Genomic DNA, 14,273 nt, shown 5'->3' on the forward strand with positions numbered 1-14,273 from the left:
TGCAACGGAATCGAACCAGATGCTCGACCTCGGACGTCCGGACTCCAACTCCAGACCGGCGGCCTGATGGGCGTTCAGGCGTCGTCCTCGTCGGAGGGCGGGGCGCTGGCGACGTGCACGATTCGCGCCAGATCATCAATCTCCGCATCCGACATCTCTGAGAAGAGCTTGAGTCGCTTCTCCTTGCCAATCCGGTTGTTCTGCATCACCAGCCGCACCAGTTGCCCCGCCTTCCGGTTGGGCATGTCGATATGGTCCATCTCCCCCTGCATCGCGTAGTCGAAGATCTCGACGAAGAGGACCTCCTCCTTGAAGTCGCGCGGCACGGTATCGATGACACAGCCGTACAGATACTCGGCCTACGGCGTGGCATCGAAGTAGCGGTAGAGGTGGTCGGTCCGGTTCTGGACGACGACGGCAGGACCGTCCTCGGATGCGCCGGCCCCCCACTCCCAGTCGATGTGCGGTGTGATCGTACGTGAGAATCGTTCTAGCGACGCGTCCTAGGCCGCTTGGTTGCGCACGATGGCCGCCGAGACTGAGAACAGGATGCCTGGCGGGGTGAAGCCGGCTTCGTCCAGCGTGTGGTGGCTCAGGTCGCGGTGGATGCCTCCGTTACCGTCTTCAAACGGGTGGATGAACACGAAGAGAAAGGCGATCGCGGCGGCGGCCAGGACGGGGTCGATCTCAGCCCCCTTCAGCCGCGCGACCAGCTCCGCAAAGCCTGCCATGAGGGAGCGCACGTCTTCAGGCTTGCGGAAGATGAAGTGGGTGATCTCCCGGTACCCAGTCGAGGATTCGCCGACGAAGTTCTGGAAATCGCGCCACCCGGCCGCCGCATAGCGGTGATCGACGATGACGTTTTGCAGCCGGGTCTGGTCCCTCTCGCTGGCCGGATCGAAGTTGCGGACCGTCCGCAATGCTTCGATGAAACGCTCGGCCTTCGTGCCACTTGCGGCCTCCCCCTCAATGGCGAAGGCCTCCTTGGTTTCCTTGGTGTAGAGATAGTTGATCGCGGTCCAGGAGCTGCGGGTCGCAGCCGCGGACCAGAGTTGCGACTTCCTCCCGGATGCCCGACCGGGGCAGCGCCTCGATCTGCGGCGTCCGGCGGATCACCGCAGATCGAGGGCGGGGGGGCCGGGCAGGTTGTCGGTGACGCGGTGGCGCCGCGAAGGTTCGCCTGGTAGCACGGTGTGCTTGTCCGGCAGCAGTTGCTGGCGTATCGCCGGCGTCGGGGAGATCGAACTGCGCGCCGGTGAGCCACTCGTGGAAGAACCAAGCGCGCCGGGCGAGAAGGTCCCGTTCGGCTCGCTGCGGATCCACGCCTCAAGGTCCGCCGTCGCCATGCTCTCGAAGGCCAGCCGCAGGATCGCGAGGTCCGTCGTCTTGTAGCGGAGGGCGAACTTCAGTTCCATCTCCGGCGTGTTGCCGTAGTCGTAGGACGCAAGGTAGCGCTCGATGGTGCGGTACGCCTCGACGACCTGCCGCCGTTGACCGCTGCCGAGGATCGAGATGACGCTCGGCTTGGGCGACGGCAGATCGAAGCGGGTGACGAACCCCATGAGCCCGGTGTAGCGCTCGCCTTCGCGCAAGGTGTCTGGCATGCTGGGTTCCTGGGATCGCAAAAGGCTTCGCGACCGGCGGGCCGTCTGCGGAAATCTTCACGATCCTGCGAAAACTTCAAGAATTGAACGTCGTCCTCAAAGACTTTCACGCTGGCCCAGCCCTGGACAGCGCGGTCTGTCCGCGGCAATCCCGATCCTATGCCGCGCGCTGTTCGGGCGGCCGAAGGGAATCGACTTGCAAGCTGTCGGACGACTGTTGACCATGCAGCAGCCAGAGCTGATCCTCGACCGACATGGTGAACTGGTACGCGCTGAGGTGGCTGGTGGAAACCGTCATGTCCGTCGCAAAGCGGAGGTGGGGTGAGGCTCTATCTGCCCGCACAGACCTCACGCAACGGTCTCAGGCGTTGCTCGGAGGCGTCGTCTACAACGTCAACCGCCTTGTTCTGCTTGGTATTTCCGCCTAAAGCTATCGACAGAGCAAGGCGTTCGTAGCTTGCCATCGATTCAGGAAAGTGGAAGGGCCGTCCACCACATCAGCTCAAGCGTCGTCGGCTACTGTATGCTGGCGCGGCACCAGGACCGCACTTGGTGCAAACCACGTCCGCTTCAACCGTAAGGATGACCAAAATGTCAGAAGCCGTCGACGCAAAGATCGCCAGCCTTCCCGATTGGCGTGGGGCACTCCTCACCCGCATCCGTCAGCTGATTAGGGACGCCGTTCCGGATGTCGTTGAGGATGTGAAGTGGCGCAAGCCGACCAACCCTCTCGGCGTGCCCACATGGTCGCATACCGGCATCATCTGCACGGGTGAGACATACAAAGACAAGGTCAAGCTTACATTCCCCAAAGGAAGCTTGCTCCAGGATAAGCACAGGCTCTTCAACGCTAGTTTCACGGGAGTAAGGCGTGCGGTCGATCTCATGGAAGGAGATGATCTTGATGAAAGAGCTTTACAAGATCTCTTTCAGGAGGCGGCGACTATGAACTCGGCTGTCGCGCGCGCCCGTTGACGAAGATGTTCGCAGTGGATGTTTTTGAGGGTTCTGTCAGCCTTTGCGCCAACTTGTTTGACGGCGCGGGGCTGACATAGAGGATCATCTCTCCATTGGGGGTGACCGATGCGCTGCCCACACTGCTCTTCGACCGCGACGACAGAGCGTTCGGATCGGACGGCCCACTGCGACCGCCGCTTCCGCTGCCGGCAGTCTGGGCGCGGTTTCAACGAGCGTACCGGCTCGGTGCTGAACCGCCTGTAACTGCCCTCCAATGTCGTCTTCCTAATCGTGCTGTGGCGGCTTTGAATCAAACTGAGCCTGCGCGATCGCGCCGATTTCCTGCTCCTGCGTGGCTTGGTCTTTTCCTATGAGGCGGTGCGCGACTGGGAGGCCCGGTTTCTTTCCACCCACGGCCTGATCCACAGCCATTTTCAACTGCGCCGCCACCTCATCCCCGCTTCCGAGTACCGCGCCGCTCGTACCAGCGCCTTCACCACATGACGCGAGGCGACCGGCGCTGCCCAGGTCAGCTGACTTGGGAGGCGAATGCAGGTCAGCTGGCCGCAATTCCACTCCCCGCCAGCAACTTGACAACACCACTGGGCGGCCTACGATGCGGCACTGCACCGGCGGGGAAATCTGCCGGCGGGGAGATCTGACGATCTGAGTGACGCCGGTGGCGATCGCCGCGTGGACGCCGCCCACCACGGGCCGAGGCGACCGGCCAGCGCGCTACTCCGATATCGCTATTGAGACCGGGCTGATGCTGCGGCTGGCGTTCGGTCGGCCGTGGTGCCAGACCGAGGGTTTGCTGGGCTCGTTCATGCGCCTGCTCGGCCTGGACCTCACGGTTCCCGATCATTCGACGTTTTCCCGGCGCAGCACCGATCTGGCCGTCGCGTCGGCGCTGGCCAGGACGGACGGGCCGGTCACCGTGGTCATCGATTCCACCGGGCTGAAGGTGTTCGGCTGGGACGAGTGGCACCTGGGAAAGCGCGGCGGCACAGCGCACCGATGCTGGCGCAACCTGCACCTGGCCGTCGATCCCGCTACCGGCGAGATCCTCGCCTCGGCGTTGACGGGCAACGAAGAGGGAGACGTCTCGCTGGTCGGTCAGTTGCTCGGTCAGGTCACGTGCCCCATCGGCTCGGTGCTGGCGGACGGCGCCTACGACGGCGAGCCCGTCTATCATGCTGTCGCCGAGCGTGCGCCGGACGCCGGGGTGATCATCCCGCCGCGCTACCGCGGTGGTGAGCGACACCGCCGAGAGAGCGCCCACCCGGCGCGACCGCTACATCCAGACGATCAAGGAGCGTGGTCGCTTGGGTTGGCAGCGAGCCGTCCAACACGGCAAGAGATCGTTGGTCGAGGTGGCGATGCTTCGGTACAAGGTGCCAATCAGACGCAGCCTGCGCGCCCGAACTCTGCCTGCGCAAAATGCCGAAGCCAAGGTCGCCTGCGCCGTCATCAATCCCATGACCAACCTCGGCAAGCCAACCACCGGGAAGGTCGCCCGATCTCCATCGTCTCTGGGCGAAATCCGTCCACAGGTCGAGTTCTGCACCAAAGTGCCGGGAAAGGGGTTCCTGCGGCCGAATTCACCTCGCTGTAACAAGGCTCCGCCAAACCTCATGAAATTTCCCGGCTAAAGGAACGCCCGGCGCGGATGCCTGACCCGGCTCAGTTTGCCCTTGGCGTTGTTCAGCGAACGCCTGTCCCGCTCTCCCCCAACGGCACCGATTTACTCGCAAAAGTTCACTACCAGCTCTCGAAGGAGACATATCGTCTTACAAAGGGGCGGTATCTGGTCACACCTGTACAGGGAATAGATTCGACTGAGACACAGATGTAGTATTCGTCAATGCCAGAGAGAAAAATAGTACATGCACAACTTCAATATGCGAAACATCCCTCCGATAACTCTCATCTCCCATTGCCTAGCCCCGCAATCCTCACCATGCGTGCTATAAGATTGTAAGGCAAATCATCTCTCAAACAACGTGAAGACCTGAGGGCCGCAGATTGCGGGATCGTTCAGATGGTGGACTCGTTGCCCGGCAGGTGCAGCATATCGTGGGATGCCAAGATTATGCTGGACAGTACAGAGTATCACAAGCGGAGAAAAAACAATGGCTGGAGCACAAGAGTGCGAGCTTTACGATAAGGCTTCCATTGACCGCTCCATCCAGTCGATCAAGGGCAACGGGCCCAATTCTCTGGAGAGCCTCGTTAATGCCGGCATTCTCAATGGGAACTTGTCCGATGCGGAAAGCCGCCAAGCACCTTCAGTGGCTTTGGACACCGGTACCTTTGACGTTTTTGTCGAAGCCTCCTTGATGCCACAGATCGCGGGCTCGCTGGACGTCTACGCGACGGACCTGGCTGCTGAGGGCTATGACGTCTCTATCCGGCCTTGGAACGGTTCCGCTATGGAACTACGCGATGAGTTGCATGCGCAATGGGAGCAGTCCGGGCTGCAAGGCGCTTTGTTTGTCGGCAACATTCCCCATGTCGATTTCACCAGCGAAGACAATTGGGGTGGAGCATCCCAAACAACCTATCCCCACGACTTGTACTTCATGGACCTCGACGGGACCTATATTTTGAACGAGCAGGGGCTGGACAGCCACACCGGCGATGTGGATTGCGAGATCTACGTGTCACGGCTGTCAGCAGATAACCTTCAGGGAATCATTGCCGGAAGCGAGGCAGACCTCATCAATTCGTACTTCCAGAAGGTCCACAACGTCCGCACGGGCGCTCTTCAGTATGAGGATCGTGCGATCTGGTTTGCCGATGACGACTGGTCTCCCTATGTCGGAGATCTGCAAAGCTTGGCATCGCTTTATAGTCAGGTCACAGACATCCGGAACCCCAGTGAGACAACGCTGCCCCGCTATATTCAAGCGCTCGGTGAGAATGCCGAAACTGTGATCGAGCAGATCCACAGCTGGTCAGCGGGCCATTCGGTGAGTGGTGTCGACGGCGGGATTTTGACAAGCCAAGAAGTTGCTCGAATCGATAAACGCTTTGGCTTCCTGAATATGTTTAATTGTTCCAGTGCTGACTATACGACGGCGGACAACCTGATCGGCGCCTACGTGTTTGGGCAGGGAAATGTCGTCAATGCCGTTGGCAGTACCAAGACCGGCGGCATGCTGAATTTTGCGGATTTCTATTCTCCCCAAAGCAGTCTTGCCAATATGGGGCAGGCATTCAAAGATTGGTTCAACGCGAACGTCGCGCCAACTGACGCCCCATCGGATGATTGGAAAGTCGACTGGTTCTACGGGATGACCATGCAGGGGGATCCTACCCTGCGCCCGGCCTTGATTCCGTCCCAGACAGTCGATGTCATAGAACCCAATGATACAATCCAGCAGGCGGGGGACTTTACTGCCGAACTCCGACAGGAAAGAAAACTCTCGTTGAATGGTTTCCTTGGCGACAATGCTGGCGTTGAGAGCAGGCCTAATGAGGTTGACTTGGTGAAGTTCCGGCTGGCACCGGGACAGCAGGTCATGATCGATACCGATGCGGCCAATGCCGGAGTGTCCAATCTGGACACGATCCTGCGCATATTTGACGCACAAGGCAGTCAACTCGCTTACAATGACGATTCAGATGGGCTGGATTCGCGAATTACATTTACTGCGCCGGAACAGGGAACCTATATTATCGGCGTCAGTGGTTTCGCGAACTCCAACTACGATCCAAACATTGCGGGCAGCGGTTCTGCCGGTTTCGGCGTGGGACGCTATGTCCTGAATGTCGAGGCCCTCAATCAGGGCCGAACGGATCGGGTATTTGGAACGGCGGGTGACGACGTCATCAATTTGTTCGACGGGTCCATTACGGTGTTCGGCGGTGCTGGGAACGACCTTGTCGACTCTTCCCAGTCGCCCGGCTCGAACCGGCTGTTCGGAGGGGCCGGCAACGATGAACTGCTGGCCGGTTCGCATGACCAACTGTTCGGGGAGAGTGGAGCGGATGTTCTCAATGCCGTGGCTGGTGGCGGTAGAAACCGGCTGTACGGCGGTCCCGATGGCGACGTCCTATTTGCCGGCGAGGCGGATTTGCTTTTTGGCGGCGATGGCGCGGACGAACTGTTCGCCGGGTCGGGCGGCAGCACCATGACGGGAGGAGCGGGCGACGACCTGTTTTGGGTGACGGCGGCCGCCTTGCCGGACCGTCCGAACACGCTCTCCGACTTCACGCCCGGCTCTGACATTATCGGCTTCGGTGGTCTGGGGTTGAGCCCCGCTGATATTCTCCAGTCCCCGGTCGGGGAGGATCTTCTGGTCTCGGTGCGGCAGAGGGGCCAAGACGTTCCTGTCTTGACGATCAGCGGCTTCGGCCAACAGCGGCTGGGTAGCAGTGACCTCATTATCATCTGAGAGAGTCTGAGGGGTTTATCCGCAGGCCAAACAGTGCTCTCTCGTCAAGGCACGGCCCTTATTTGCTGTGCATTTCCATAAAAATAATATGCCGCGCGTATCAGCAAGAGGAGGGTTGAAAGATGGCGTACTTCGGAGGAAACGATTCCAAAAACTGGCTTCGCGGTACAGATGGCGATGACATCTTTTCGACCAATGCAGGCAATGACACCGTCTTTGCGGCTTCGGGAAACGATCTGATCTATGCACACGCTGGCAGAGATCTCCTGTACGGCGAGGGCGGCAATGATACGCTGGACGGTGGCAACGGGTCCGACACCATGGATGGAGGGTCGGGCGACGATGTGCTTTACGCCGGTGACGACGCCGCTCCCGACCGTCTGGCTGGCGCGCTCGGAAATGATACCTTCTGGGTGAATGGGCCGGAAGACACAGTCGTCGAATACGCCAATCAGGGCATCGACACTGTGCGGGCCAAATTCTCCTGGCAGCTCGGGCCGAACTTGGAGAATGCGACCTTGCAAGAGGTTGGGGCTTGGGCCAACGGGAGCGCAACGGGCAACGGGCTGAACAACCTTCTGGTCGGCAACAGCGGCAACAATAGACTGTACGGCTTGGCCGGTAACGACACCATTGATGGCTGCGGTGGCAACGACACGGTGTGGGCTGGCAACGGCAACGACCGGGTGGACGGCGGAGCCGGGAACGACCTCATCTACGGCATGAACGGCCAGGATTCGCTATTCGGCGGCGTCGGAGATGACACAGTTCGAGGCGAGAACGGTGCTGACCTTGTTGTTGGCAGCTATGGCGACGATGTCCTCTACGGCGGGAACGGCGGCGACAATCTCTACTCCTTCTCCATGGGGGAGGGAGGTGATCTGGGCCATGACGTCTTCATAGCCGGCCCGGGTGATGACACCATCCTTGATGGTACCCTCCGCAACCCTCCATTCAGTGATCGAGGTGACGTTTTCCTTTTCCAGAAGGGTGCGTCCGGCTTCGGGAATGACCGGCTGGAAATGTTCAATCTGCAAAACGACCAGCTCGTCTTCAGTGGCTACCGCAGCCAGGACCTGTCCGGTCCAGTGAGGCTCACCAGCCAGCCCTATATGACACCTGGGCAGGAATATTGGCAGGCCGACTTCTCCTTCCGAGACGGTTCCGCCCTGCACGTCACAGGCGTATCCATCGGCGCGCCACAGATGTCTCTGGGCAGCCAATACGTCTTCGCCGGGGCGAATTGGGAGCGGAGAGCCGCCCGGAACGACTGGGCTGGCGTCTTCCGTGACAAGCCGTCGGATGGGGGCGCCGCGCTGTTCGCAGGCACCGATGGGGCGCACGGCGACGAACTTTGGAGCACGAATGGCGCCTCTGCGCATCTGATCAAGGATAGGGAGTGTCAGGAATTCCGTGCTTGGCGGGGTTATCCTGACATGGAAGGAGACCCGCCATGGCCCGACGCAAAGAGCCTGTTATCCCGGACGCGATCCTCGACCAGCTGCTGGCTGGAGCTGACGCCAAGACGGCCTTCGATCAGAACGGCTTGCTCGACCAGCTGAAAAAGGCGCTGACGGAGCGAGCCCTGAAGGCGGTGCTGGATCATCACCTGGCCGGTGACGAGAGCGGCAACCGCCGCAACGGTTACGGCCACAAGACGGTGCTGACCGAGGGTGGCTCGATGGGCCTGTCCATCCCGCGCGATCGGACCGGGACGTTCGATCCGGCGCTGATCGGCAAATACCAGCGCCGCTTCCCCGGCTTCGACGAGAAGATCGTGTCGATGTACGCGCGGGGCATGTCGACGCGGGAAATCACCGGACACCTGCGGGAACTCTACGGCATCGAGGTGTCGGCCGACCTGATCTCCACGGTAACGGACGCGGTGATCGAGGAGGTGACGACCTGGCAGAACCGGCCCCTGGAGGCGATCTATCCTCTGGTGTTCCTTGATGCCATCCGGGTCAAGATCCGCGACGAAGGCTTGGTGCGCAACAAGGCCATCCATGTTGCCATTGGTGTGCGCGCCGACGGCGGCAAGGAGGTGCTGGGGCTGTGGATTGAGCAGAACGAAGGCGCCAAGTTCTGGCTGCGCGTGCTGAACGAACTGAAGAACCGCGGCGTGGAGGACATCCTGCTGGCAGTGGTCGACGGGCTGAAGGGCTTTCCCGAGGCGATCGCCGCCGCCTATCCCGAGACGATTGTCCAGACCTGCATCGTTCATCTGTTACGCCATAGCATGGAGTTCGCGTCCTGGAAGGACCGCAAGGCCATCGCCGCCGCACTGAAGACGGTCTACGATGCCGTCGACGACAAGGCCGCCGAGGTGGCCCTGAGCGCCTTCGAGGACGGCCCCTGGGGCGAAAAGTATGCGGCCATCGGCAAGGCGTGGCGGCGGGCGTGGCAGGAGGTCATCCCCTTCTTTGCCTTTCCCCGCGAGGTCCGACGCATCCTTTACACAACGAATTCTATTGAGGCGCTCAACTCGAAGCTGCGCCGGGCGGTGCGGGCCCGGGGGCATTTCCCCAATGACGAGGCCGCGCTGAAGCTCCTGTTTCTCGTCTTGAACCGCGCCGAGAAAGACTGGAAGATGCCGCCACGGGAGTGGACGGCCGCAAAGGCTCAGATGGCCGTCATCTTCGGAGAGCGCTTCGCGAAGGCGATGAACGCCTGATACTCAACACGCTCCGCCAAGCACGGAATTCCTGACACTCCCCAAGGATATCGCGCCGGGGATGGCCTCCTCCACACCTTCCAATCTGACCGTCGTGAATGGCACAGCCTACTTCACCGCCAACGATGGCGTGCATGGAGCGGAGTTGTGGAAGAGCAACGGAACGGCGGCCGGAACGACGCTCGTCAAGGACATCCAGCCTGACGATTCAATGTCGCCGCCCGGCCAACTGACCCGCGTTGGCGACACGCTCTACTTTGCGGCGGACGATGGCATTCACGGAAACGAGCTTTGGAGGAGTGATGGTACGGTGTCGGGCACCATGATGGTGTCAGACATATGGGCAGGTTCCTCGTCGTCCGCTCCCGGCACATTTGCTTCGGTTGGCAATACACTTTATTTCGCGGCAAAGGACGGAACGCACGGGGCAGCGCTCTGGAAGAGCAACGGAACGACTGATGGAACGACCCTGGTTAAGGACTTCATACCGGGAAGCGTTGATTCGATGGCGCCTTATAATCAGGCACCGGACCATTTGACCGCTGTCGGCGACTTCCTTTTTCTGACCGCACGAGATGGCGTGGGCAATGACACGGATCTGTGGAGAACCGATGGCACCGCGGCTGGGACCGTTAAGCTGAAGGGTGGCATTGCCGAAGAACCGCATGTGGGTATTTCCATCGATTTGGAGCCCATGGGCAACCGACTGTATTTCAACGCCGGGTTCGAGTTGTGGACGTCTGATGGTACGACGGCTGGCACGCGGAAAGTGAAGGAGTTTACCCCCATGATGGGCGCCAACCCCACCAATCTGACTGCGGCCGGCAACACACTGTTCTTCCAAGGGTACGATGGGGTGCACGGGATGGAGCTGTGGGCTTCAGACGGGACGGAAACGGGCACACGTATGGTCAAGGAGCTACGTCCCGGCGAACTTGGCGCCCAGATTTCCAATCTCACTGCTGTCGGTGACCAAGTCTTCTTCACCGCAAATGACGGCACCCACGGCTATGATCTGTGGATGAGCGACGGTACCGCCAATGGAACCAGGATGGTCAAAGACGTCACTGACGATGACGCTTGGACTGCTCCCAGCGCCCTGGGCACGGTTGGTAAAACACTTTTCTTCAATGCTACGGACAGTCAGCAGAACCAAGTGGTGTTCTCCTTCAACACTGACACCTCGGACTTGGTGCGGATTGGCAGCGCTACGCCCGTCCAACTGTCTTACGATCCTTATGACTCTCACAATCCAGTTAACATTGTCTCGCTTCTAACAGGCTGCTGAAAGACTACCAGCGATGAGCCCTAATTCTGGATCAAGTCGCCATGGTGGATGCTGTTTTCAATCTCGAGGCCTCCATCCTCGGCCAATTCGGCCGTGTCGGAGCCGCAGATGGGATCATCTCATCGCTGTCCTCGAACTCGAAGGAGACGATCCTGACGCTGGTCTCGCCCTCCAAGCCGGCCGGAAGGGAACCGAACAATGGTGGTGCACGGAGGGGAGGCGGACCGGTTGGCGGGGGCGAACGCGCTATGTAGAAGGGCGGCCCCGTTGCGCTGACTACCGCGCCTGCCTTGCCCTTCAAGCACAATGCTGCCCGTCGCCACCGCATCCCCAAGATGCGGCTCACGGCGACGATTTGGTCCTAATTACGCAGTCCGAACCGGCATCGTCCACGTCGGCCGGATCATACTGGGTTGCAAGCCCAAGGCGTCAGCGTTCTGGTCCTGGGACTGGATCAGCACGACCTGGAGAACTGTGACATGACAGTGCCCGGCGGTCTTGCTGTGCTGGCGCTATTAGGGGCAGCCGTCGGTGCGGGGTTGGTTGGGCTGGTCGCGGCAGCGGCGGTGGGCCTGCCCGGCGATCCAGTGCTGTATCTTGTGCCCGTCGTGCTGGCATTGGGAGCGATGGTGTTGCTGGTCCGTGCCGGTCGCCGTGGCGGTTTGCCTGTCCTCGCCGGTGTCTTGGTAGGGATAGCGCCGGCGCTGATAGTGGCCGCGGAGACACCGCCGCGCCATTGGGACGACTTCATGACGTGGCTGCCGGCTGCCGAGTACCTATACCGGTTCGGCAGTCTGCCGTCCGCCGAGGGGCCGCCGCCAATCACCGCATTCACGGGGTATCCCCCGGGCATGCAGCTTCTGATCGCGTCCTGGTCGCGCCTTGCGGGAACCTTCGCTGACAACGCCGGCGGCGTGGTCAATGTGCTGATCCTCGCTGTGCCCGCCGGGCTTTTGATCATTGCCGCGGGCGCTCCAGTGGGAAGAATCCGGCGATTTGCCGCCGGCGCGGCAGCTGGCCTTGCGGTCACCCTCGGCAACCCCGGGGTGGACTGGCATTTTGTCCTCTCGGCACTGCCCGATGTCATGACTGCCACAGCTGTGATGGTGCTGGCGTGGCTGGGCGTGCGTCTCTGGGTGGCAAGCGACAACACCCTACGGGCAGCGCCCGGCCCGGCCTTTGCTTTCGGGCTGGTCTTGGCGCTGCTACTGGCGATGCGTCAAACTGGCGTGGTGCTCGCGGCCTGCCTCATGGCAGCACTCGCCCTAGCGTCGGTTGCTCGTGTTGGCCTACGAACGGCTCGGCCGTGGCCGCGCGGAGCGGCTGCGATACTCGCTGCGTTTGGACCGGCCGGAGCGGTGCTGGCCGCATGGCGCTTCTATATCGCCGTGCTGCTGCCGTCGGAGAAAACGCCCTTCTGGCCGTCCATCGAGTTCGGTCTGCAGCCACTGGATGACTGGAACTGGGGGGATATGGGCAGCACCTTTGCTGCAATTGGCCGCGCCATGCTCGCCCATTGGGGCCTGACGCTAGTGCTCCTCACAGTATCGGCATGCGGCGGGCAATGGCTGGCGGGTCGGTGGCAGAGGAACTCGGCGACCCTGGTGTACGAAGCCGATGCCGCCGACCCGCTGGCGGCTGTCTTCCTGTTGCTCTGGATGGCCTATTCTGCGTTCCTGCTCTTCACCTATCTTGCGGCCTTCGCGCCGGATGAGGCTTTAAGAGCGGCCGAGTGGTTCCGTTACCAGTCGCACGTTGCTCAGACTGGACTTCTGGTGGCCGTCCTTTTGATGATACGGCGGGTTCGCCGTTGCGCAGATGAGGGCTGGAACCGGACGACTGCTCTGGCGCTCCCACTCGCGCTTGTCGCCAGCCTCGTTCTAACGTCCGTCACGCGCTCCCCTGTCCGTTCCGACCTGCCAGTCCTGCTCACCGCTACGCTGGGCGACGCGACCCCAGGTGTTCTACCGTCTGCGGTGGTTGATGCACTCAATCAAACCGGCCGACGGCTTGCCGCCGCCATTGGCCGGGATGCCCCCGCTGAGATTATTATCTACATGGGTCCTGCGCCGCTGCAGGCCTACTTCCAAGTAAAGTACCAGCTTTGGCGCGACGATCCTGCGCGCGCTTGGTCGGTCGATCTTCTGTGGCACGATGATCCGACAGCATCGGAGCGTCTTCGCACGGCTCAGTTTGTGGTGTGGATCGAGCGCGGCTGTAGCATCGTGGCCACTCGTCGGGATAGTGACGGACGGATAGCCGAGATCGCCCGCTTACCCCCCATTCTCCCTGCCACGGCCACGCCTCCCACCTGCCTCCGACCGATAATGTCCGACCCGGCAGGTCCGCCCGGAAGGGTAGAGGGCGAGTAGAAGCCTAGCCGCCCCTGAAATGATCGGTAGAGGGCGCTGTTGAGGAACTGATGAGAAGCTGTTTGCAGACGTCATGCGCCGACGGCTTGGGGAGCGAGGCGCTTGAGGCGGTACTGTCAGGTTGGCTTGCGGGTTATGGCCCGACAATCACGGTGAGAATGCCTGATTGTCGCGCCATACTCGCCACGCGTCAACGCCATGATCTGGTCGGTGCTCAGCCCCGCGGTGGCTCGGCCCCGGAGGCGCTCGAACCGGCTCTTTGCCGGAAGCGTTCGGCCCGCCGATCTTAGAATGACGCGCCCGTCCTCCGCAATCTCGAATTCCACCGCACTGCTGGGCCCGAGACCCAGACGATCGCGGATGAGCTTGGGAATGGTGACTTGCCCCTTGGTGGTGAGCGTCGTGGCCATGGCCGCCTCGGTAATACCAGCGCAATTCTAAGTATTACTTAGCGCGTTCCAGGGTGCTCAGCAAGGGAACCGGGCTGGGCTTTCCAAAAGTCCCGTCATCGGAGGGTGGAGGAATCCTGACGAAACGGGCGTCATCCCAGAATCTCCCAGACGTCGCCCGAAGGGGGCGAGACCGACGTGGAGCTGCGGGATAACACAAGGACGCCCCTGAACAGTGGGTTCTTCCATGAGCAACTACTTGGACAAAATGCTCATGGTGCGGCGGTAACGCGCGGCAAAGTATCGGCCAATGTCCAGTGCATGGTTACAAGTATTGCCGGCCTTGGCGATCTGGATCCGCCCGTCGCGCAGCTTGATGGTCACCTCATCGCTACAGTCAAGGTGAGCCGCCGCCAGCATCTCCCGTGGCAGCGTGAGACCCGTGGAGTTGCCGATCCTGGTGAGCTTGGCGATGTGCATGGATGCCTCCTTTAGGCGCAGCCAATGACTTGATAGCGCCTGTCACTACATCGGGACACATAGCATGTTGTCGTGTAAGAAGCGACCACCGCCCAACTGGCTTCCCGCG

The 14,273-nt window shown here is 61.1% G+C and carries 12 protein-coding genes and 1 pseudogene; 8 read left to right on the plus strand and 5 right to left on the minus strand.

Going from position 1 to position 14,273, the window contains the following annotated elements; genetic code table 11:
• Positions 1-74: 74 nt before the first annotated feature.
• From M5E06_RS16680 to M5E06_RS16690, 3 genes are all read right to left on the minus strand, one after another.
• Positions 75-326: a hypothetical protein gene (locus M5E06_RS16680; RefSeq protein WP_252139122.1), complete on the minus strand. Its 252-nt coding sequence runs from the start codon at positions 324-326 to the stop codon at positions 75-77.
• Between the two features lie 177 nt (positions 327-503).
• Complete coding sequence (locus M5E06_RS16685) at positions 504-920, minus strand: Fic family protein (RefSeq protein ID WP_252139123.1); 417 nt, start codon at positions 918-920, stop codon at positions 504-506.
• Between the two features lie 192 nt (positions 921-1,112).
• Positions 1,113-1,604, minus strand: coding sequence for a hypothetical protein (locus tag M5E06_RS16690; RefSeq protein ID WP_252139124.1), 492 nt, complete (start codon positions 1,602-1,604; stop codon positions 1,113-1,115).
• Between the two features lie 254 nt (positions 1,605-1,858).
• On the opposite strand from M5E06_RS16690, the gene M5E06_RS35875 reads away from it, so the two are divergent.
• From M5E06_RS35875 to M5E06_RS16725, 8 genes and pseudogenes are all read left to right on the plus strand, one after another.
• Positions 1,859-2,032 carry a transposase gene (locus M5E06_RS35875; protein WP_353654335.1) on the plus strand — a complete coding sequence of 58 codons (174 nt, stop codon included), beginning with the start codon at positions 1,859-1,861 and terminating at the stop codon, positions 2,030-2,032.
• Between the two features lie 163 nt (positions 2,033-2,195).
• Entirely contained in the window at positions 2,196-2,579 is a 384-nt protein-coding gene (locus M5E06_RS16695) for a DUF1801 domain-containing protein (protein ID WP_252139125.1), read from the plus strand.
• Between the two features lie 582 nt (positions 2,580-3,161).
• A pseudogene (locus tag M5E06_RS16700) lies at positions 3,162-4,078 on the plus strand (IS5 family transposase); the annotation flags it as partial.
• Between the two features lie 615 nt (positions 4,079-4,693).
• Complete coding sequence (locus M5E06_RS16705) at positions 4,694-6,961, plus strand: pre-peptidase C-terminal domain-containing protein (RefSeq protein WP_252139126.1); 2,268 nt, start codon at positions 4,694-4,696, stop codon at positions 6,959-6,961.
• A 122-nt stretch (positions 6,962-7,083) separates the two neighbouring features.
• Entirely contained in the window at positions 7,084-8,523 is a 1,440-nt protein-coding gene (locus M5E06_RS16710; protein ID WP_252139127.1) for a calcium-binding protein, read from the plus strand.
• Positions 8,415-9,635 carry an IS256 family transposase gene (locus M5E06_RS16715; protein WP_252139128.1) on the plus strand — a complete coding sequence of 407 codons (1,221 nt, stop codon included), beginning with the start codon at positions 8,415-8,417 and terminating at the stop codon, positions 9,633-9,635. Before M5E06_RS16710 ends, M5E06_RS16715 begins: the two co-directional genes overlap by 109 nt.
• A 61-nt stretch (positions 9,636-9,696) precedes the next feature.
• Positions 9,697-10,923 (plus strand): ELWxxDGT repeat protein, encoded by a 1,227-nt coding sequence (locus tag M5E06_RS16720; RefSeq protein ID WP_252139129.1) that lies wholly within the window; start codon positions 9,697-9,699, stop codon positions 10,921-10,923.
• Between the two features lie 413 nt (positions 10,924-11,336).
• Positions 11,337-13,295: a hypothetical protein gene (locus M5E06_RS16725; RefSeq protein ID WP_252139130.1), complete on the plus strand. Its 1,959-nt coding sequence runs from the start codon at positions 11,337-11,339 to the stop codon at positions 13,293-13,295.
• 116 nt (positions 13,296-13,411) lie between these two features.
• On the opposite strand, the gene M5E06_RS16730 is transcribed toward M5E06_RS16725, so the two are convergent.
• Together M5E06_RS16730 and M5E06_RS16735 are read right to left on the minus strand one after the other, a co-directional pair.
• Positions 13,412-13,705 carry an AbrB/MazE/SpoVT family DNA-binding domain-containing protein gene (locus M5E06_RS16730; RefSeq protein ID WP_252139131.1) on the minus strand — a complete coding sequence of 98 codons (294 nt, stop codon included), beginning with the start codon at positions 13,703-13,705 and terminating at the stop codon, positions 13,412-13,414.
• A 234-nt stretch (positions 13,706-13,939) separates the two neighbouring features.
• Positions 13,940-14,164, minus strand: a complete 225-nt coding sequence (locus M5E06_RS16735; protein WP_252139132.1) for an AbrB/MazE/SpoVT family DNA-binding domain-containing protein — start codon at positions 14,162-14,164, stop codon at positions 13,940-13,942.
• Between the last annotated feature and the right edge of the window lie 109 nt (positions 14,165-14,273).

The organism is Azospirillum sp. A1-3 (genome assembly GCF_023806445.1).
GTDB lineage: Bacteria > Pseudomonadota > Alphaproteobacteria > Azospirillales > Azospirillaceae > Azospirillum.